Genomic DNA, 19,474 nt, shown 5'->3' with positions numbered 1-19,474 from the left:
CGAGGGTCGAGGCGACGGGCGGCTCGGCGCCCAGGCCGATGCCCACGACGAGGCGCAGGACGATGAGCATGCCGACGCCGACCGACAGGGCCGCGGCGCCGGTGGCGATGCCGTGGATGAGCAGGATGAGGGCGAAGACGGTGCGCCGGCCGAGCCGGTCGGCGAGCAGGCCCCCGACCGAGACGCCGATCATCATGCCGACGAAGCCGATCGAGCCGATCCAGCCGAGCCGGCTGTTCGACAGGCCCCACTGGGCGGCGAGGGCCGTCATGACGTCGCTGATGAGGAGGCCCACGTCCATCGCGTCGAGCGCCCAGCCGACGCCCGAGCCGACGAGCAGCCTGGCGTGCTCGGGGGCGAAGCGCAGACGATCGAGTCTGCCGCCCTGGTGGGCAGGGGGGAGGCGCTCATGGCCGGCTCCTCGGCGTCTTGGCCCCGGACGCCGGGGCCGACAAGCTTTCGACACGGAGACAATAACATCTGCGGGGCACCCCGAACCCGCTTCTCAAGGGCGGTTGGGGGTATCTGCGGCCCGGGTCGACCGGTAATCTCGCGCCATGGAGAAGAACAACCCCGACGGCGGCGCGGCCCCGCGGACGGCCGGCGACGGACCCGTCATCCTCACCCGGGGCCTGACGAAGGTCTTCGGTTACGGCGACAACGCCGTCACCGCGCTGAACCAGGTGACCGTGGACATCGCCCGGGCCCGTTTCACCGCGATCATGGGCCCCTCGGGCTCGGGCAAGTCGACCCTCATGCACTGCCTGGCCGGCCTGGAGAGCCCCACCGCGGGCTCGATCGTCCTCGACGGCCAGGAGATCTCCTCGATGAGTCAGCGGCGCCTGACGAGACTGCGCCGCGAACGCATCGGCTTCGTCTTCCAGTCCTTCAACCTCGTGCCCTCGCTGACCGCCGAGGAGAACATCACCCTCCCCATGGACATCGCCCACCGCAGGATCGACCGAGCCCGCTTCGAACGCATCGTCGAGGCGGTGGGGCTGAAGGACCGTCTCGGGCACCGCCCGGCCGAGCTCTCGGGCGGCCAGGTGCAGCGCGTGGCGTGCGCCCGGGCGCTGATCGGCGAGCCGGCGGTGGTCTTCGCCGACGAGCCGACCGGCAATCTCGATTCGCAGGCGACAGAGCAGATCCTCCGGGTGCTGCGCTCCAGCGTCGACGATCTGGGCCAGAGCGTGGTGATGGTGACGCACGAGCCCGATGCCGCGGCCTGGGCGGACGTGGTCTCCTTCCTGCGCGACGGCGGCTTCGTCGCCCAGATCGACCAGCCCGACCGCACCAGGGTGCTGAGCTTCCTCGACCGGCTCGGCGCGAACACGGGCCCGCCCGCGCCCGGCCCGCAGGCCCCGGCCGACCGGCAGCAGGAGAGCCCGGCCGAGGGCGGGCAGGAGAAGCCCCGGAGGTCGCTCACGTGAGACGAGTCGCCTGGCGCTCCGTGCGCTCCCATGCGGGCCAGTTCATCCTGACGACGCTGGCCGTCGTCCTGGGCGCGGCCTTCCTCTCGGGCACGCTGGCCCTGCGCGGCGTGCTCTCGGAGACCTTCTCGGCGCTGACCTCCTCCACGTTCAAGGCGGATCTGTACGTCAGCGGCTCCCGCGTCGAGGAATCGGGCTCGAGCTCGAACTCGAGCTCGGGCGTCCTCACCCAGCCGATCGACGGCTCGCTGGCCGAGCGGATCTCCGCCCTCGACGGCGTCGCGGCGGCCCGCCCCTACTCCTCGACCACCGTGACCCTCGTCGGCGCCGACCAGACGCCGGTGAGGAGCAACGGGGCGCCGTCCATGCTGCTGCCCGTCTACCCCGACGAGTACGACGAGCAGCTCGTCTCCGGCTCCCGGCCGACGGGCCCCGACCAGATCGTCCTGGAATCGGACGCCCTGAAGCGCTCGGGGCTGAGGATCGGCGACAGCACCCACATGGTCGTCAACGGCGAGCCGCTCGAGGTCAGGGTCGTCGGCGAGATCAGCTACGGCGCCTCCATGGCCGGCGCGACCATCGTCGGCATGGACCCGTCCTGGCTCATGCCGACGATCGCCCCGGACGGCAAGGTCTCGTCCATCTCGATCCATCTGTCCCCGGGAGCCCGGACCCAGCAGGTCTGCGACGAGATCAGGGCGCTGCTGCCCCAGGGCGAGCGGTTGCAGACCCGCGCCGAGGCCATCGACGAGCAGAACGAGGCGGTCGAGAACATCCTCGGCTATGTGCAGACCTTCCTGCTGGTCTTCGTGGTCCTGGCCATGTTCGTCGGCTCCTTCATCATCATGAACACCTTCGCGATGAGCGTGCGCCAGCGCGTCAAGGAGTTCGCCCTGCTGCGCGCGATCGGCGCCTCCGTCTCGTCGGTCTTCGCCGTCGTGATCTTCCAGGCCGTCGTCATCGGCATCATCGGATCCGCGCTGGGCGTTCTGGCTGGCACGGGCCTGACGCGCCTGCTCATGGTGATGCTGGAGGCCGGCGGCATGCCCCTGCCCGGCGGCGGGATCCCGATGACGACGCGGATCATCACGGTCTCGCTCATCACGGGCGTGCTCGTCACCGTGGCCGGCGCCCTGCTCCCGGCCAGGGACGCCGCCCTGACCGCCCCCGTCGAGGCCATGCGCGCCACCTCCGGCTCGCGGGAGAGGCCGCTGAGACTGCGCGGCGCCGTCGGCGCCGTGCTCGCCGCGGCCGGAGCGGCCGGGGTCACGGCCGTGTGGACGACCGACGGTCTGACGCATCGCTCCGCGGTCCTCGGCGCGGGCGCGGGCGCCCTCGTCATCGGGCTGCTCGTCCTCTCCCCCGTCCTCGCCAGGCCCGTCGTCGCCGTCCTCGGGCTGGCGACCAGGATCATCCGTCCCGGCGGGCGCCTGGCCGTGCGCAATCTGGTGGCCAACACCCGTCGCACGGCGGCGACCTCGGCGGCCCTGCTCATCGGGATGTCCCTGGTGTGCGCGGGCGCCACCGTCGCGGCCTCGATGCGCTCCTCGATCGAGAGCATCGTCAACGACTCGATGCATGCCGATCTCATGGTCCGCTCCGCGAGCACCCGGCAGGCGGTCCAGCTGCCGGCCGGGACGGCCGAGCGGATCAAGGAGCTCGACGGCGTCGAGTCGACGACCGGCTACGCCCTCTCCGTGGCCGCCCTGAGCGGCCGGAACGGCACGAGCGGGACCGGCTACCTCGCCACCGTGGATCCGCAGCACTACGGGGAGTTCTACGACCCGGGGATCACCAGCGGTTCCCTGGACTCGCTGGACGCCACGCACGTGGCCGCCTTCGCCGACACCGGCTACGCGCTCGGCGACCAGCTCACGGTGAACGGTCCGAACGGCGCCGTCACGGCCACGGTCTCGGCCATCGCCGATCCGAAGGGGATCTCCGCCTCCCTCTACGTCGCGCCCGAGCTGAGCGCCGCCGTCGGCTCCTGGCAGGGCTACGTGCCGACCGACCCGACGCAGGTGCTCGCCAGCCCGAGGGGCATGATGATCAACCTCGAACCGGGCGCCGACAAGGAGTCCGTGCGCAAGCAGATCCAGGAGATCGTCGCCCCGAGCTACGTCTTCGAGGTCCTCGACGCGGACCAGCTGTCCGATCAGACCGGCCAGCAGGCCGCCCGGATGCTGTCGGTCCTCTACGCGCTGCTCGGCCTGTCGATCGTCATCGCCATCCTCGGCATCGTCAACACGCTCGTCCTGTCGGTCTCCGAACGCATCCGGGAGATCGGCCTCATGCGGGCGGTCGGGCTGGGCCGGGCCCAGCTGGCCGGGGAGATCATCTGCGAGTCCGTGCTGACCGCCGTCTACGGCACGGTGATCGGCGGCGCCACCGGGGTGCTGCTGGCCGGGGCCCTGCGCAGGGTGCTGGCCGACGAGGGGCTGACCGAGCTGGTCATCCCCTGGTCGCAGCTGGGCGTGATGCTGGGGATCGCCGTCGTCGTCGGCGTCATCGCCGCCCTGTGGCCGGCCCTGCGGGCCACCCGCCTGCCGGTGCTGAGGGCCATCGCCACCGAGTGAGCGCACCGAGGCGCCGCGGGGAGCGCCTCGAGGTCGCACCGGGCGCCTTCGGCCTCGGTGCGCGGGGGCCGAGGACGCCCGGTGCGACGCTCAGCGCACGGACAGGCCGCCCTTGAGGACGCAGCGGCGCCGACGGGCGAAGTTGCGGGCCGAGGTCAGGCCCTCTCCGGTCGGGCCGGCGATCGTGAAGGTCGCATGGCCCTCCCCTCCGATGCCGATCCCGTTGTAGGACGGGCCGTTCTTCACGAAGATCGTCGTCTGGATCCGCTTGCCCATCCGCGTGAGGGCCCGGACGTCGAGGGAGTGCATGACCGCCGTGTGGCGGTTGCCGTGCTCGGCCTCCACCGCCTTGTCGATGGCCTCGTCGACGTCCTTGACCCGGACGATGCCGAGGATCGGCATCATGAGCTCGGTCTGGACGAAGGTGTGCTCGAAGGGCACCTCGGCGATGAGCAGGCGGGTGCCGTCCGGAACGCTCAGGCCTGCCTCGGCGGCCAGGGCGGTCGCCGGCTTGCCGACCCAGGACGCCACGGCGTGGCCGTCCTTCGCGACGAAGGAGGCGAGCCGCTCGATGACGGCCGGGTCCCTGACCTCGACGGCGCCGTGCTTGAGCATCTCGAACTTGAGCAGGTCCGTGATCGAGTCGACCGCGATGACCTCCTTCTCCGCGGTGCAGGGCAGGTTGTTGTCGAAGCTGGCTCCGTCGACGATGTCCTCGGCCGCCTGGGGGATGTCGGCGGTGGCGTCGACGACGGCCGGCGGGTTGCCGGCACCGGCGCCGATGGCCTTCTTCCCGCTCGACAGGACCGACCGCACGATGCCGGGGCCGCCCGTCGCGACGAGCAGGCGCACCGCCGGGTGGGCCATCATCGCATTCGTGTTCTCGATCGAGGGCCTCTCCACGGTGGTGATGAGGTTCGCCGGGGCGCCCGCCTCGGCCAGGGCCGCGTTGATGCGGCGGATGAGCCAGTGGGTGATCCGGGTGGCGCGGGGATGGGGGCTGAAGACGACGGCGTTGCCCGCGGCGAGCATGCCGATCGAGTTGTTGATGACGGTCTCGGTCGGGTTCGTCGTCGGGGTGATCGCGCCGATGACGCCGAAGGGCGAGAACTCGATGGTGGTGAGGCCGTCGTCGCCGCTCCAGGCCTCGGTGACGATGTCCTCGACGCCGGGGGTGTCCAGGGCGGCCGCGCGGTTCTTGAGGCACTTGTCGCGCGCGTCGCCCATGCCGGTCTCCTCGACCGCGGCCTCGGACATGCGCCGGAGCGCGGCATCGTCGGAGCAGACGTCGCGGATCGTCTGGACGTAGCACCGGCGGTCGCGCATCGAGCAGTCGAGGTACTGCCGCCAGGCCCGGTCGGCGGCCTCGACGGCGTCGTCCATGGTCGCGAAGATCCCGCCGCCGTCGCGCCCGCCCGGGGCCGGGGCGGCCCGTCCGGGCTCTTCGGGGCGCCGCGCGACGACCTCCTGGACGGTCTGGCGGACGATCCTCGAGACGAGTTCGGGGCTGATGCTCATGAACGGTGCTCCTTCCGGGCTGCTGCGAGTGCGTGCGTGACGATGGACACGTCCTGGTCGACCGTGCCGCCGGAGACGCCGATGCCTCCGACCAGTTCGCCGTCGACGAGGACGGGGAGCCCTCCCCCGAAGACGACCACGCGGCCGCCGTTCGAGTTCTGGATCCCGTGCAGCTCCCCGCCGGGGCCCGAGGCGTCCCCGAGGTCGGCGGTGGGCCGCTTGAAGGCCGCGGCGGTGAACGCCTTGCCCTGGGCCAGGTCGAGGCTGCCCAGCAGCGAACCGGCCATGCGCTCCAGGAGCACGAGATTGCCGCCGGCGTCGACGCCGGCGAAGACGCAGGGCACGCCGAGCTCGGCGGCCCGCTCCTGCGCCGCGGCGGCCATGGTCCTGAGCGCGGCGAGGTCGTAGCGGGGCAGCTCGTGCGGGTCGGACGGCCCGGCGCTCCCGGCCGCGGCGGGGCGCGGGTCGCCGGCGGCGCCGCCGCTTCCCGCGGGGTCCTGGGGCCCCGCGAGCGCCCGGGTGACGGCCTCGCGCACGAGCCCCTCGAGGCGGGCCGTGTCGTGGCGGTGCTCGGCCAGCCGGGCCAGCGCGAAGAGCGCATCGGAGAGCCGGTTGAGATAGGTGACGATCTCGGGGCGTATCGGCTCGTGCTCGGCGGCGGTGAGCACCCGGCGCTCGGCCCGGCGGACGACCGTGCGGGCGCGGTGCAGGACCGCCGAGACCGGATCGCGCCCCGGGATGACGAAGTGGTGCTGCGGGCCCGTGACGGCCAGGCAGTCGTCGATGAGGCGCTCCAGCCCGGTGACGTCGTCCTCGCCGATCCGGTCCGTGAGGAGCCCGCGGCCCTTCTCGTCGCTGGCCAGCTCGGAGGCCAGGGCGAACAGGCGCCGCTGGATGCGGTGCAGCTGGTCGCGGGAGCGGGGATCGTCCATGGCCGCCTTCGCCTCGCCGATCGCGACGTTGGCCTCGTCGACGGTGCCGTAGGCCTCGACGAGGGGCGACTGCTTGGGCACGCGGGAGCCGCCGAGGAGGCCGGTCGTGCCCTTGTCGCCGCTGCGGGTGTAGACGTCGGGCACGATCAGTCCCCCGCCAGCTCGACGGAGTCGACGATGCCGACGACCGTCGAGTCGATCGGCGACTCCTTCCGGGACGCCGCGAAGCGGGCCGAGGAGCCCTTGGTGACGATGACCGTGGCGCCGATGCCGGCGCCGACGGTGTCGACGGCGATCTCGGGCCGGCCGGTCGGGCCCCCGTCGACGTCGAGGGGCTGGACCAGCAGGAGCTTGAAGCCGACGAGCCGTTCGTCCTTGCTCGTCGAGACGACGGTGCCGCGCACCGTGGCGAGGAACATCTCAGGCCTCCCTGATGATCGTGACGGAACGGGTGCGGGCGACGTCCGCGGCCATCGCCGTGATCTGCGCGCCGGCGGGGACCCGCAGCACCGTGCCGACCGGCAGGCGCTGGACGACGCGCTGGCTGATGAGCCGCAGCTGGACGCTGACGGCTCCCGTCCGGGGCGCCGGGGCCGCAGCGGCCCGGGCCGCCCGCCCGCCGACGGCGACGGGGGTCGCCGGGGCGGGCGCACCGAGCCTGTCCAGCAGTTCGCGGCGGCTCATGCCCAGAGCCGTGGTGAGGGGGGCCGTCCTGGCGCGCTCGGCGCGCTCGTAGGCGGCCAGGACCGTGCGGGCCAGGGCCCCGGCGCGGGCGGTGCGCACGCCGAAGCCGCGCAGCGTCTCGAGGTTCTCGCGCATCACCGCGGCGAGGCCCTCGGGAATGGTGGGGAACCAGCGCCGCTTGTCGGGATCATCGGGGTCGCAGCCCGACGCGGCGGCGACGACGGGCCTGCCGGCCAGCAGGTAGTCGTTGAGCAGATTGCTCGCCAGGCAGTCGGCGATGCCGTGGGCGGTCTTGGCGGCGGCGTTCTGCGTGAGCGTCGCGACGACGAGCGTGTCGTGGGAGCCCGTGAGGTGCCGGTCGGCCGGTCTCATGGGGACCGAGGCGATGAGTCGCTGGTCGAGGATCCGCTCGGCGCTGGGGGTCTGGACGTACTCGAGCTCGACGCCCGAGGCGGCGAGCAGATCCAGCTCGCCGATGACCCGCTCGAAGCCGACGAGCGCCCCGGTGAAGAGCACGAGGGCGCGGCGGGGCGGCGGGGTCACGAGCTCGGCGAGGGCCCGGCGCACGAGGGCGCTCACGTCGTCGGCGGTCATGAGGGATCCTCCTCCCCCGCCGTCATGGGGATGCCCAGCGGCGTCACGAACAGGGGCTCGATCGGGCGGACGACCGGGCGGTGCAGCCGCGCCGCGAAGACCTCGGGGGCGTTGGAGAAGGAGCTCGAGCCGCCGACGAGGTGGACGACGGGCACGTCGACGCCCGCGAGGACGCGGTCGGCGATCGAGGCCATCTTGTCGAGCGTCGGGCGGATGACGCCCAGCACGCCGTCGCGGCGCCGCGGGTCCTTCTTCATGGCCTCCGCCTCCTCGTAGCTCAGCCCGTGGGCGCCGGCCAGGACGAGCGTCATGTGGTGCCCGCCGGTGGCCTCGTCGACCGACAGCCGCACGCGGCCCCCCTCGAGCACCGAGACCCCGGTGGTGCCGTGACCGATGTCGATGACGCACCCGTCGGTGACGCCGAGCGCGCGGGCAGCCGCGACCGGCTCGTCGACGATCTCGTCGGGTTCCGGGCCGGCCGCCGACACGACGTTCTCGAAGACCCGGACGTCGCCGGCGCCGATCCCGGGCGGGACCGCGACGCTGGCCCGGTCGAACCGGTGCCCGAGCCGCGACTCGAGGTCCGCGAGCAGGCCGCGCACCGCGCCGGTGGCGCCGGCCCAGTCGACGACGACCCCGTCACGGACCACCGACGAGTGGACCCACCCGCCGGCGACGGGGCGGTTGGCGGCATCGACCACGGACACGACGACGTTGGCGGTGCCGAGGTCGATGCCGAGCCGCAGCCCGCCCCCGTGCTCCTCGACCTCGCCCGTGCGCACGAGCTCGGCGAACCGGGCGATCGCCCGTTCGCGCCCGGACGGCGCCGTCGTGTCCGTGGTCATCCGCACCTCACTCGATCGGATCCGTTCACCGGCCTGCTTCTTCTCAGGCCTGCTTCGGCAGCAGCTTCTCCACGTCCGTGTGCGGACGCGGGATCACGTGGCGGGAGAGAACCTCCTCGCCCACGTTCGTGGCCGCGACGTGGCCGGCGTCGACGGCGGCCTTCACCGCGCCGACGTCGCCGCGCACCATCACCGTCACCAGCCCGGCGCCGACCTTCTGGTAGCCGATCAGCGTCACGTTCGCGGCCTTCGCCATGGCATCGGCGGCCTCGACGGCCCCGACGTAGCCCTTCGTCTCGATGAGACCCAGCGCCTCACCCATGGTCATCCCTCCTTCTGTCGTTCCTTCTCGGTCGACGGTCCGTCACCGCCGACGGAAGCCCTGCGCCCGGACGGGCGGTTCGCCCGGCCCGTTCCGATCGTCGAGGGCGCGTCCTTCTGACGCGCCCCGCCCCGGGCCCCGTCCGGCGCGCAGCCGGAGCCCTCGTCGCCGGCCTGCTCGGCCCCGTCCTGCGCGGGCTCGCCCCGCTCGGATCCGGCACCGTCCTGGTCGGCATCGCCCTGCCCGGGCTCGGGCTCGGCCGGCGCCTCCTCGGGCGGGGTCGGGACGGCGGCCCCGTGGCCCGGCCGGTCCGCGCTGGTCGGCGCGCCGAGCCCGACGGTGAGCGGCGACAGGACGACGTCGCCCAGCTGGGGGTCGGGCCGCGGGATCACCGAGGTGGCGAAGACGGTGCTCACCCGGGCCGCCGCCGCGGCGGCCGCGGCGACCGCCGCGGAGACCGAGGAGACCTGCCCCTCGACCTTGACGGTGACCATGCCGGCGCCGTCGGTGGTCTCGTACCCGATGAGCCGGACGTTCGCGGCCTTCACCGCGACGTCGGCGGCCTCGATGGCCGCGGCCAGACCGAGGACCTCGATCTCGCCCAGGGCGTTCGTGAGCATTGCCTCTCCTCCACTCCTCATTGATGGCCCCGATTCCTCGACGACCCCGATCGGTCGCCGCCGATCCCGATGAGCGGCATGCGCTTGACGAGCCGGGCCGCGTCGGCGCCCATGGCGCGGACGCGCTCGGGCCCCGCGTCGACGTCGAGGACGAGATAGGGGCGCGCGGCGTCGAGCTTCTCGGTCGTCACGGCGACCCGCCTCCCGTCGACCCCGACGCCGACGCCGAGCCGGGAGGCCAGCGCCGCCCCGTGGGCCAGCGCGGCGGCGTCCCCGGCGTCGGCGCGCGTCACCGAGCCGGGCACGCCCTCCTCCTCCATGCCGACGCGGATGAGGTCGATGCACTCGGCGCTCGCCCCCGGGCCGACCCCGACCCCGATCGTCGGCCTGGTCTGCTCGACGATCCTCATGGCCGCTCCTTCCGGGACAGCACGAGACCGGTGGCCACGGCGTTGCGCGGGCCCTCGGTGCCGCGGATGTTGGCCCGCCCGGCGACGACCCGGTACTCCCCGAGCGCCCTCGTGACGAGCTGCGGGATCTCGAAGTCGAGGGCCGAGCCGCCGACGAGGACGACATGGGCGATGTCGCGCACATTGCGGGTGGGGCTCACCGCGGCCAGGGCGCGCAGGGCGTTGGTGACGAAGACGCGCTCCTTGGCGCGGATCCTGATCCGACGGATGGCCTCCAGCGGCTGGCGCAGCGGCAGCGGCAGCATCCCCTCGGCGTCGAGGACGACCGTGCGGGCGTACAGTTCGGGCGCCAGCGGCTCGTCGAAGAACTGGACGGTGCCGTCCTCGTGGCGGATGTTGAACAGGGTCTCGACGCGGGCCAGCGGGTGGCGCTTGATGCGCTCGGCGAGGTCGGTGCCCTCTAGGCCCAGCTCGGAGGCGATGAGCATGGTCACCATGTCCCCGGCCCCGGCCAGGTGGATCGAGACGGCCTCGTCGCCCTCGCGCAGGACCGAGGCGTCGGTGGACCCGGCGCCCATGTCGAGGATGGCGATCGGCAGCGAGGTCCCGGGGGTCGTCAGCGCACCGCGGATCGCCATGTCGGCCTCGACCCCGCCGATCTCGACGCGGATGCCGAACTGCCCGGTCATCTCCTCGGCGATGCGCTGCATCTGGAGTCTGTCGGCCTTCACCATGACGGCCATGCCGACGGCGGCCTCCAGCGAGAACTCCCCCGCCAGGCCGCCGGTGACCGACTGGGGGACCTGGGTGTCGACGGCGAGCAGATCGGTGATCTCGATGTCGGACGGCTCACGGCCGGTGAGCCGCGCCATCGTGACGCGGACCTTCTCCATCATCCCGCCGATGTTCGTCCCGGGCTCGCCCCGCACGTCGCGCAGGAGGCCCGCTCGGGCGGCGGCGCGCATGATCTCCTCGGCGCCCGCCTCGACGTCGACGTCGACGGCGCGCTCGCCGAGCAGATGCAGGGTGCCCGCGGGGATGCGGCGCTCGGTGACGTCGCCGGCCGGGGTCTTGATGACGACCGCGGAGCGGTTGCCGACGAGGGCGCGGGCCATCGGGACGACGGCCGCCGTCTCCGAGGCGGACAGGCCGAAGAGGGTGGCGATGCCGTAGGGGTTCGACAGGGTCTCGATGACGCGGCCGGCCTCGGCCACCTCGATCGCCGCCGGCATGCCGGTCGGCACCCTGTCGATGAGCCGGACCTCGTCGACGATGGGCATCCTGCGTTCGAGCCGGTTGTCGACGAGGACGCCGTCGTCGAGCTGCAGGATGGCGCCGGTGACCGTGACGCGTTCGGCGTGCTCGTTGATGCGCCGGGCCACGTCGCGGAAGTCGTGGGTGCGGTCGGCCAGGACGATGTACTGCTCCCCCGCCCTGGCGAGCCCGAGGTCCTCGATGCGGATCGTCGTGCCGACCGCGACGCCGAGCCCGCCGGGGGTCGACGGGTTGTGCCCGATCATCGTGGACTCGGTGATGATCGTCTCGGAGATCGTCTCCATGGCCACGTCGCCGATCACCGGCGCGGCCTCGTTGATGCGGATCAGGTCGAGCTCGCCGAGCTCGCGGCCGGCCCTCTCGAGGGCGACGGTGAGCCCTTGGAAGACCCCCTGGGTGTTCTGGGGGGTGCCCTTGATGCCCGTCGTGGGGATCGTCGCCGTGGCCAGGAACCGCGGGGCGGCGCCGGCGGGGACCTCCGCCAGCGCCACCTCCGTGGTGGCGTTGCCGATGTCGACACCGGCGATGAGGGTCATGGCACGAATCTCCTGCTGCTCGAGGCGGGCTGCTCAGCGGGCCGGGCTCACTCGCTGTCCTTGAGGCGGCCGCGCTTCTCGTAGACGTCGGCGCCCTCGCGGATGAAGGCCGCGTTGATGGTGCAGCCGTAGTCCTTCTCGAGCTTGTCGGCGATGGCGTAGAGCTCGGCCTTGGTCGAGCGGTACGGGCGCAGCGCGCCGTAGACCTCGAGCAGCTCGTCGTCGGGCACGGCGATGAGCTCCGCCGCGCGGCGCATGTTGCGCGCCAGGGCGTCGCGGCCCGCGGACTCGGCGACCTGGGCCTGGAGCTCGAGGGTCTGCGGGGCGATGCGGAAGTCCTCGGCCTGCAGCTCGCCGCTCTTCAGCTTCTCGAAGGAGAACTCCGACAGGGGACGGCCGTTGGCCGCCCTGATCCTCTCGGGCGCCTTCTCGCCGAGCGGGTACTGGGACGCGTCGACGCGCCCGGCATCTGCCGCGGCGCCCCTGCCGGCCGCCGCGGCGGGGGCGACCGTGTCCTTGTCGAGGTCGAGGTTCGCCATGACCTCGTTCATGACCTGGCGGATCAGCTCCTCGGTGTCCATGGCTTCTCCTCTCGGTACTCGACCCGCAGGGCCTGGGGCTTCTTCCTCAGGTCGCACAGGCCGGCCTCCTTGATGTGGAACAGTGCGGCGATGGCCTGGTACTTCGGGCGGGCCATCTGGTCGTTGCGCACCGGCACGGGGTCCGGCGACTCGCCCTTGGCGTAGCGGGCGGCGTTCCTGCCGATCGCGCGGAAGGTCTCCAGGTCGATGAGCGGCGCCTGGCTGAACAGCTCGAGGTTGGACAGCGGGGGCAGGTCCTTCTGGTGGATGACCGTGGTACCGCGCGACTGGATGCCGATGCCGACGCCGGAACCGGAGTACTCGGCGGCGTCGTGGGCGATGAAGCCCACGTCGGCCGTGCGGAAGATCCTGATGAAGCGGTGGCTCAGGCCCTCCTCCTCGATGCCGGCGCAGACCTCGCGGATCACGTCGGCGTGCGGCAGTCCGATGATCGTCCGCTGCATGGCGCCGCCGAAGGCCGGCGCCAGGGCGATGACGACCTCCCGGGGATCGGTGCCGCGCTGGGCGGGACCGTCCTCGGTGACGACCAGCTCCTCCCCGTCGTCCGCCGACGTCCCGGCGGCCGGCGAGGTCGCGCCCCCGGTACCCGAACCCGTCGCGACGGGTTCGGCGACGGCCGTGGCGGTCGCCGCCGGCGCGGCCTCGACGCCCCGGCCGGCGGTGAGCTCGTCGACGACCTGCTCGATGATGCTGCGCAGTGTCTTCTCGTCCATGGTGCTCACCTCAGATGCTCTCGGGGCTGATGGCCTGGCGGATGTTCGAGAGCCTGGCCCATCTTTCGTCGCTGATCTGGTAGCCCGTGAGCGGCCCGGCGTAGGTGTTCGGGTAGTTGACAGAGCTGATCACGTGGAAGTCCTCGTCGAGGATTGCCGAGGTGTGCAGGTAGTCGCCCGCGACGCGCTGGATCAGCATGTTGTAGACGGACTCGGCGACGTCCTCGAAGCCGCCGCGGATGAGGGCCCGGACGATGTCGACGCCGGTGAGGCCCCGGTTCATGAGGTCCTCGGCCGCCTTGAGGTCCTCGACGACGTTGCGGGCGGGCATGTCCTGGGAGCCCCGGGCGTAGGTGGCCGCCTCGACCTCCTCGTCGGTGATCTCCGTGAGGCCGAGCTCGCGGAAGATCGCCTGCATGGCGCGGGCGGCCTTGTTGCGGGCCCTCACGACCTCCTCCTCGGTGACGGGCACGAGACCGCCGTCGATCCTGAGGTCGCGCTGGATGACGAGCCAGTCGTCGAAGTCGTCGGCGTCCCAGTTCGAGCCGGCGAACATGTTGTCGTAGTTCGGCGTGGCCGAGTAACCCGAGCAGATGAAGTCCGTGCCCGGCACGAACTGCATGAGCGAGCGGGCGACCCTGCGCAGGTCCGAGTGGGTGAAGGTCTGGTCGTTCGACGAGGCGCACTCGAGGTCGAGGGCCATGGCGATGAGGTTCTCGGCCAGCACGGCGCGGATGCCGCCGGGGACGGCGGCCGGGACGCCGATGCAGGAGACCGAGCCGTTCTGGATGCCCTGAGAGCCGGCGCTCTTGGTGAAGTAGAGGCAGCGGGCCTCCAGGTAGAGCATCGACTTGCCCTCGGCGTAGCCCATCTGGACCTCCGAGCCGGTGCCCGAGGTGAACCGCATCTTGAGACCGCGGGACGCGTAGCAGGAGGCGAGGAAGGCCTTCGACCACGGCGTGTCGTCCCCGTCCATGAACACCTGCTCGGTGCCGTAGACCGACACGGTCTCGGCGTACGCGGTGAAGCCGCGCATGCCGAGGGCGAGCTCGGTGGCCTCCTCGACGGAGCACTGGGTGAGGATGCCGGGGCGCCCCACCTGGGCGCCCACCATGTTGGCGATCGCGTTGAACGGCGCGTAGCGCACGATGCCGACCGTCGTCTCCTCCTCGGCGAAGCCGCGCAGCGAGCCCTCGGCGGCGTCGGCGGCGATCTGCACCGGGTTGTCCTTGAGGTTGGTCACGTGGGCCTGGTTCGCGGGGAACAGCCGCGACCGCATCTTGGTCACGGCCATCATCATCTCGAGCACGTTCATCGTGCCGACGACCTCGACCATCTTGGCGGGGGTCATGGCCGTCGTGAGCTTCACGACCTCCTCGCGCGGCACGGTGAAGTCGACCATCCTGCGGGCCAGCTCCAGCGAGGGCGTCGCATTGACCTCCACCGCGTTGTCCAGGCGGATGCCGTAGTCGGCGATGAAGGTGTCGATCATGTCGAAGTCCTCGCGGCGCTTGCCGTCGAGCTCGACGACCACGCCGCCCTCGATCCTGATCGAGGGAGTGGGATCGGACGGCGAGTTCATGGCGATGAGGCCCACCTCGGGCCACTCTCTCACATAGCCGTCCTGGCTGACCGGACGCGCGTCCAGAGCCTCGAAACGCTTGCTTCTCACGGCGGATGCCTCGTTCCTCAGATGTACGGGGTGGTGGTCGAGACGGGGGCGTCGCCCATGGCGCCGAGCAGGCCGAGACCGACCTCGCGGGCCGCGACGATGGCCTGGCGCACCGCCCCGGAGTCGCCGGTGAAGGCGGAGATGACCTCGTTGGAGTGGCTCGTCCCCTTGCTCGGGCTCGAGTAGGCGATGACGTCGATCGTCGACGCCTTGACCGCGGTGTCGGCGAGGACGACGCCGATGGCCGCCGGGGCCCCGACCGTGATGCCGAAGGACTTGCCGAGCGGGGCGCCGAAGGCCTTGTTGAGGGCGTGCGAGGCGCGCGCGGTGTACTGGAACTCCAAGTGGCCGGCGTCGTTGCCGTAGACGTCGCCGAAGGTCCGCTCGAGCTCGCCGAGGGTCACCTCGACGGCGCGACGGGCGTCCGAGACGTCCTCGGCGCCGAAGACGATGAGGCTGCCGTGGCCGGCGCCGCCCTTGGTGTCGCGGGCCAGCTCGATCGAGACGATCTCGGTGTTGGTGGCCTTGACGCCCTCGTCCGCCGCGAAGATCTGCGGTCCGGCGCCGGTGCGGTCGCCGATGATGCCGATCGAGCGGAACCCGGGGTCGATGCCCATGAGCGCGTGGAGCTGCGGGTCGACGTTGGGGATGACCAGGCCGATGGTGTCGCCGAGCGCGGTGGTGCCGACGAACTGGGTGGCCTCGGGCACGGTGGTGACCTGCTGCCTGGCCGCGGGCGCGGCGGGCCGATCGGCGGAGATCTTGGTCATGACGGCCGACATGATCTGGTCGACGAGCTGGTCGTTGGTCATGATCGTTCAGCGCCTCACTTCGCGTCGACGGACGGGAGGATCTTCTCCACGTCGGTGTGGGGACGCGGGATGACGTGGACCGAGACGAGCTCGCCCACGTTCTGCGCGGCGACCGCGCCGGCGTCGGTGGCGGCCTTCACAGCACCGACGTCGCCGCGCACGAGCACGGTCACCAGACCGGAGCCGACGCGCTGACTGCCGACGAGCACGACATTGGCCGACTTCACCATCGCGTCGGCGGCCTCAACGGCGGGGACGAAACCCTTCGTCTCCACCATGCCAAGGGCTTCCTGCATTCTGAACTCCTCCGTTGGGTGTGAACACGAGCCGCCGTCGACCTCTCTGGCCACGGGCGGGAAGTACTGACGACTCTAAGCCAGGAAATCAGAGAGAAGGTCACGTGGAGCTCCACTTTTCAGCCCTTCTCGAAAGGCCTGGAACGACCAAAAAGCACCCCGGGGACCAAAAAGTGCAACTGGCCGGGACGCCCGGCGACAATACCGTCAGGACCGTCGCGCGGGCCTTGACCCGGAATGCGACGGCGCGGCGACAATCAGGAGTGGTGCGCCCGGTGGACGCGCGGATCGGCCCGTCACCGCCGGCACCACCCGCCGGGGCGCCGGGCCGGAGGGGGCGCCGGGCGGACCGCCCGGCGCCGAACCACAGGAGCCGACCCGTAGGAGAGAGGCGATGGCGACCGCGAAGCAGCGCATCATCCAGGAGTTCGTCCCCGGCAAGCAGGTCACGCTCGCGCACGTCCTGTCGAACCCGGACGACGGCCTCCACCCCAAGATCGGCCTGCCGAACAACGGCGGCGCGATCGGCATCATGACCATCACGCCGAGCGAGGCGGCGATCATCGCCGCCGACGTGGCGACCAAGGCCTCCACCGTCGAGCTGGGCTTCGTGGACCGCTTCTCCGGATCCCTCGTCGTGCTCGGCCGGCTCGCCGACGTCGAGGCCTCGATCAGCGCGGCGACCGACGTCCTGTGCGACGAGCTCGGCTTCGCCCCCGCCCCCCTGACCCGCACATGAGGCGCCTGCTCATGGTCGGCAGCGTGGGCTGCGGCAAGACGACGCTCATGCAGCGCCTGCACGGGCAGGAGATCCGCTACGCGAAGACCGAGACGATCACCGCCGAGGACGAGGTCGTGGACACCCCCGGCGAGTACCTCGAGCTGCCCTTCTACAAGCACGCCCTCCGCCTGGCCTCCTTCGACCGGGAGCTGGTGGTCATGCTCGCCTCGGCCACCGCCGCCGAGAGCAGGTACCCGCCCGGTTTCGCGACCTTCTTCACCGTGCCGGTGCTGGGCGTCGTCACGCAGATCGACCGCGCCGGGCCGGACGCCGTCGAGGCGGCCGAGGCCCACCTGCGCCTGGCAGGGGCGACCGAGGTGCTCCGCGTCTCGGCCGTGACCGGCGAGGGCATGGCCGAGCTCGAGGCGCGCCTGGCGTGAGCCCCCGGGCCCCGCCGGGGCGAGGACGCCCGGAGGGACGCACTGCCCGAGGCCCGGGGGGGCGGGCGCTCAGACCAGTGCGCGGAGGATCGCCACGACCTCCTCGTGGGTGGGCACGACGGGGTTGCCCCCGCTGCAGAAGTCCGCCAGGGCCGTCGTGGCCAGGTCCGGGACGGCCGCGGTGAACTCGCCCCGGTCGACGCCCGCCCCGGTGACCCTGTCGGGCATGCCGAGCGTCTCCCGCAGCCGCACGACGCGGCGGATGAGGGCGAGGACCAGGTTGCGGGCCGTGGTCGCCTGGAGGCCCGAGTGGGCGGCCAGCCGGGAGTAGCGCAGGGCGGGCCCGGACAGCGTCCCGCCGGCCGACAGGTCGCCTGCGTTGAGGGCCATGACGTGGGGCATGATCATCGCGTTGAGTCGGCCGTGGGCGACGTGGAAGCTGCCGCCGATCGCGTGCGAGATGCCGTGGACGAGCCCCAGGCCGGAGTTCTGGAAGGCCACGCCGGCCATGGTGGCGGCGTTCTGCAGGTGGTCGCGCGCCTCGAGGTCGTCCCCGTCGGCCCAGCTGCGGGGCAGGTGGCGGAGGATGATGCGCACCGCCTTCTCGGCCAGGGCGTCGGACAGGTCGTTGTGGCCCCTGGCGACGACCGCCTCGATCGCATGGCTCAGCGCGTCCATGCCCGAGTCGGCGGTGAGCCCGGGCGGGCAGGTGCGGACGGCCTCGGGGTCGAGGATCGCCACGTCCGCGATCATGTCGGGGGACGTGAGCGGGACCTTCGCGCGGCTCGCGGGATCGGTGACGACCGCGAAGGAGCTCACCTCGGAGCCGGTGCCGCTCGTGGTCGGGATGACGATGAAGCCGGCCGGCAGCTCCTCGCCCCGCTGGCGGGCCATGTGACGGACGGCCTTGGCGGTGTCGATCGGGGAGCCGCCGCCCAGGCCGATGAGCGCCTCGGGCCCGAACTCGAGATAGGCCCCGAGCGCGGCGGCGATGGCGTGGGTGTCGGGATCGGGCCGCACGTCGGAGAAGACGCGCAGCACGGCGTCGCCGAGCCGGTCCCGCACCTGGTCCATGAGCGGTGCGGCGGCCATGAAGCCGTCCGTGATGACGAGCACCCGACGACCGGACAGGGCACTCAGCGCACCGAGCGCGTCAGGCCCGGAGACGACCCTTGTCGGAACCTGGAACTGCAGCACCGGTGTGTCCCTCCTCGCGCGACCGGCAATGACGCCGGTACTCGCTCGGAGACATTCCCGTACTCGCCCGGAAGACCCTGGAGAAGTAATTCACCTGGCTGAACTCGAGCTCCGAGGAAATCCTCTGGACCGGCATCTGCGTTGACGCTAGCATCAGTTTCGCCCGCTCGACGCGGCGCGCGGTGACGTAGGACACAAAAGTGCATCCGGTGACGGATTTGAACAACTTCGACAGGTGACCGGGCGACCAGTGCAGGGAATTCGCCGCCTCGCTGAGGGAGATCGCCTGCTCGGGGTGCCGGGCGATGTCGTTGAGCAGGTCGCCGATCTCGCGGCGCCGGCGCGGACGGTGGCGCTGGAACTCGTCGAGCACCATGCCGATGAAGCGCTCGGCGGCCAGCTGCGCCCCGAAGCGGTCGATCCCGCCGCGGCGCCGGTCGCGCTCCACGAGCTGGCGCAGGTGGGGGACGATGCGCGGCGAGCACGCCGCGGCGGCGGCCAGGATCATCTCGTCCAGCCGATCGCGGCCCGCGAGGACGGCCTCGGGGGAGCCCTGGGCGTACACGGTGTCGAGGAAGGTGCCGGCCTCGAGGAAGGCGGCCCTCAGGTCCTCGCGGCGCACGGCCGCCGTGATGAACTCGGTCGGGTTGCGCTGTTGCGCCTCGGGCGGGCGGGCGTCGGAGGCCGCTGTGGCGCGCGAGGGCGGGACGACGGAGAGCCGGGCGGCTCCCTCGTCCTGGGGGCGGACCGTCCCGGCGCGCAGGGCCAGGTCGACGAGGTCGTGGAGGCCGAGCAGGGTCTCCGCCGCGGCGGTGACCCGCCGCCGGCTCACCACCGGCACCCTGTCGTAGAGCTCCTGGAGGAACGGGTCGTCGTGCCAGCCCGACTGGGCGAGCAGGGGCGCGGGCATCTCGTCCTCGGGCATCCTCACCTGGCCGCACAGGATGGCGCCGACGTAGGCGTCACCGTCGGTCAGCGGGATCGAGAAGTCGACCAGCCCGGCGTGGCAGCGGTAGATCTGGGGGGTGCCCTCGAGGAGGGCCTGCAGGCCGCCGTGGGCGTCGCAGCCGTGGCAGGCGCGCGAGCGCAGCGGATCGGCGCGCATGGCCTTGCAGAACTCGGTGAAGGCGCACAGCCTCGTCACCGGAACACCCTGGGTGTCCACAGCGACCGTCGCCAACCCTGTCGCCTCGGAGAAGTCCTCGAGGATCCTCTGCAGTTCTTCGGGGTCCGGTCGTCTCGGCGTCCATTGCTGGGGCATCGTCAACCTCCGCCCTCA

General features: G+C 72.1%; 20 protein-coding genes and 1 pseudogene. 4 read left to right on the top strand and 17 right to left on the bottom strand.

What is annotated here, in order from left to right; all coding sequences use genetic code 11:
* Nucleotides 1–25: 25 nt before the first annotated feature.
* Nucleotides 26–271 (bottom strand): annotated as a pseudogene (locus EGX94_RS14110) (MFS transporter); the annotation flags it as partial.
* Nucleotides 272–557: 286 nt separating this feature from the next.
* On the opposite strand from EGX94_RS14110, the gene EGX94_RS12115 reads away from it, so the two are divergent.
* The gene (locus EGX94_RS12115; protein WP_021796652.1) at nucleotides 558–1,430 is read left to right on the top strand and encodes an ABC transporter ATP-binding protein; all 873 of its coding nucleotides are present in this window, start codon (nucleotides 558–560) and stop codon (nucleotides 1,428–1,430) included.
* Nucleotides 1,427–4,006 carry an ABC transporter permease gene (locus EGX94_RS12110; protein WP_021796645.1) on the top strand — a complete coding sequence of 860 codons (2,580 nt, stop codon included), beginning with the start codon at nucleotides 1,427–1,429 and terminating at the stop codon, nucleotides 4,004–4,006. Before EGX94_RS12115 ends, EGX94_RS12110 begins: the two co-directional genes overlap by 4 nt.
* A gap of 90 nt (nucleotides 4,007–4,096) precedes the next feature.
* Here the strand turns inward: EGX94_RS12110 and EGX94_RS12105 are convergent, their stop codons facing one another.
* Genes EGX94_RS12105 through pduA form a run of 14 tightly spaced genes read right to left on the bottom strand, consistent with a single transcriptional unit; the run spans nucleotide 4,097 to nucleotide 15,837 of the window.
* Entirely contained in the window at nucleotides 4,097–5,524 is a 1,428-nt protein-coding gene (locus EGX94_RS12105) for an aldehyde dehydrogenase family protein (RefSeq protein ID WP_021796648.1), read from the bottom strand.
* Nucleotides 5,521–6,600 carry a cob(I)yrinic acid a,c-diamide adenosyltransferase gene (locus EGX94_RS12100; RefSeq protein ID WP_028707247.1) on the bottom strand — a complete coding sequence of 360 codons (1,080 nt, stop codon included), beginning with the start codon at nucleotides 6,598–6,600 and terminating at the stop codon, nucleotides 5,521–5,523. The genes EGX94_RS12105 and EGX94_RS12100 overlap by 4 nt, the downstream gene beginning before the upstream one ends.
* A 2-nt stretch (nucleotides 6,601–6,602) precedes the next feature.
* On the bottom strand, nucleotides 6,603–6,875 hold the full coding sequence (locus EGX94_RS12095) for a EutN/CcmL family microcompartment protein (protein WP_021798367.1): 273 nt from the start codon (nucleotides 6,873–6,875) through the stop codon (nucleotides 6,603–6,605).
* Nucleotide 6,876: 1 nt separating this feature from the next.
* The gene (locus EGX94_RS12090; protein ID WP_021798364.1) at nucleotides 6,877–7,734 is read right to left on the bottom strand and encodes a flavoprotein; all 858 of its coding nucleotides are present in this window, start codon (nucleotides 7,732–7,734) and stop codon (nucleotides 6,877–6,879) included.
* Nucleotides 7,731–8,579, bottom strand: coding sequence for an ethanolamine utilization protein EutJ (eutJ, locus tag EGX94_RS12085; RefSeq protein ID WP_021798362.1), 849 nt, complete (start codon nucleotides 8,577–8,579; stop codon nucleotides 7,731–7,733). The genes EGX94_RS12090 and eutJ overlap by 4 nt, the downstream gene beginning before the upstream one ends.
* A gap of 43 nt (nucleotides 8,580–8,622) precedes the next feature.
* Entirely contained in the window at nucleotides 8,623–8,901 is a 279-nt protein-coding gene (locus EGX94_RS12080; RefSeq protein WP_021798363.1) for a BMC domain-containing protein, read from the bottom strand.
* Nucleotides 8,902–8,903: 2 nt separating this feature from the next.
* On the bottom strand, nucleotides 8,904–9,521 hold the full coding sequence (locus EGX94_RS14175) for a BMC domain-containing protein (RefSeq protein WP_051245809.1): 618 nt from the start codon (nucleotides 9,519–9,521) through the stop codon (nucleotides 8,904–8,906).
* Nucleotides 9,522–9,538: 17 nt separating this feature from the next.
* Complete coding sequence (locus EGX94_RS12070; RefSeq protein WP_021797831.1) at nucleotides 9,539–9,931, bottom strand: glycerol dehydratase reactivase beta/small subunit family protein; 393 nt, start codon at nucleotides 9,929–9,931, stop codon at nucleotides 9,539–9,541.
* Nucleotides 9,928–11,742 (bottom strand): diol dehydratase reactivase subunit alpha, encoded by a 1,815-nt coding sequence (locus tag EGX94_RS12065; protein ID WP_021797828.1) that lies wholly within the window; start codon nucleotides 11,740–11,742, stop codon nucleotides 9,928–9,930. Before EGX94_RS12065 ends, EGX94_RS12070 begins: the two co-directional genes overlap by 4 nt.
* 47 nt (nucleotides 11,743–11,789) lie before the next feature.
* Nucleotides 11,790–12,323, bottom strand: a complete 534-nt coding sequence (locus EGX94_RS12060; protein WP_021797819.1) for a diol dehydratase small subunit — start codon at nucleotides 12,321–12,323, stop codon at nucleotides 11,790–11,792.
* Nucleotides 12,305–13,057 carry a propanediol/glycerol family dehydratase medium subunit gene (locus EGX94_RS12055; RefSeq protein ID WP_028707249.1) on the bottom strand — a complete coding sequence of 251 codons (753 nt, stop codon included), beginning with the start codon at nucleotides 13,055–13,057 and terminating at the stop codon, nucleotides 12,305–12,307. Before EGX94_RS12055 ends, EGX94_RS12060 begins: the two co-directional genes overlap by 19 nt.
* Before the next feature lie 10 nt (nucleotides 13,058–13,067).
* Nucleotides 13,068–14,729 (bottom strand): propanediol/glycerol family dehydratase large subunit, encoded by a 1,662-nt coding sequence (locus tag EGX94_RS12050; protein ID WP_021797825.1) that lies wholly within the window; start codon nucleotides 14,727–14,729, stop codon nucleotides 13,068–13,070.
* Between the two features lie 17 nt (nucleotides 14,730–14,746).
* Nucleotides 14,747–15,541, bottom strand: coding sequence for a propanediol utilization microcompartment protein PduB (pduB, locus tag EGX94_RS12045; RefSeq protein WP_021797820.1), 795 nt, complete (start codon nucleotides 15,539–15,541; stop codon nucleotides 14,747–14,749).
* A gap of 14 nt (nucleotides 15,542–15,555) precedes the next feature.
* Nucleotides 15,556–15,837 (bottom strand): propanediol utilization microcompartment protein PduA, encoded by a 282-nt coding sequence (pduA, locus tag EGX94_RS12040; RefSeq protein ID WP_021797827.1) that lies wholly within the window; start codon nucleotides 15,835–15,837, stop codon nucleotides 15,556–15,558.
* A 394-nt stretch (nucleotides 15,838–16,231) separates the two neighbouring features.
* On the opposite strand from pduA, the gene EGX94_RS12035 reads away from it, so the two are divergent.
* Entirely contained in the window at nucleotides 16,232–16,576 is a 345-nt protein-coding gene (locus EGX94_RS12035; protein ID WP_021797824.1) for a BMC domain-containing protein, read from the top strand.
* A gap of 11 nt (nucleotides 16,577–16,587) precedes the next feature.
* The gene (locus EGX94_RS12030; protein WP_162142634.1) at nucleotides 16,588–16,998 is read left to right on the top strand and encodes a EutP/PduV family microcompartment system protein; all 411 of its coding nucleotides are present in this window, start codon (nucleotides 16,588–16,590) and stop codon (nucleotides 16,996–16,998) included.
* Nucleotides 16,999–17,067: 69 nt separating this feature from the next.
* Here the strand turns inward: EGX94_RS12030 and EGX94_RS12025 are convergent, their stop codons facing one another.
* Nucleotides 17,068–18,195, bottom strand: a complete 1,128-nt coding sequence (locus EGX94_RS12025; protein ID WP_021797829.1) for a 1-propanol dehydrogenase PduQ — start codon at nucleotides 18,193–18,195, stop codon at nucleotides 17,068–17,070.
* On the bottom strand, nucleotides 18,152–19,456 hold the full coding sequence (locus EGX94_RS12020) for a PocR ligand-binding domain-containing protein (RefSeq protein WP_081660878.1): 1,305 nt from the start codon (nucleotides 19,454–19,456) through the stop codon (nucleotides 18,152–18,154). Before EGX94_RS12020 ends, EGX94_RS12025 begins: the two co-directional genes overlap by 44 nt.
* Nucleotides 19,457–19,474 lie beyond the last annotated feature (18 nt).

The organism is Propionibacterium acidifaciens, from assembly GCF_003798325.1.
In the GTDB taxonomy this organism is placed as follows: domain Bacteria; phylum Actinomycetota; class Actinomycetes; order Propionibacteriales; family Propionibacteriaceae; genus Propionibacterium; species Propionibacterium acidifaciens.
Note: the sequence above shows the minus strand (reverse complement) of the source record. Positions and strands in the feature narration are given on the sequence as shown.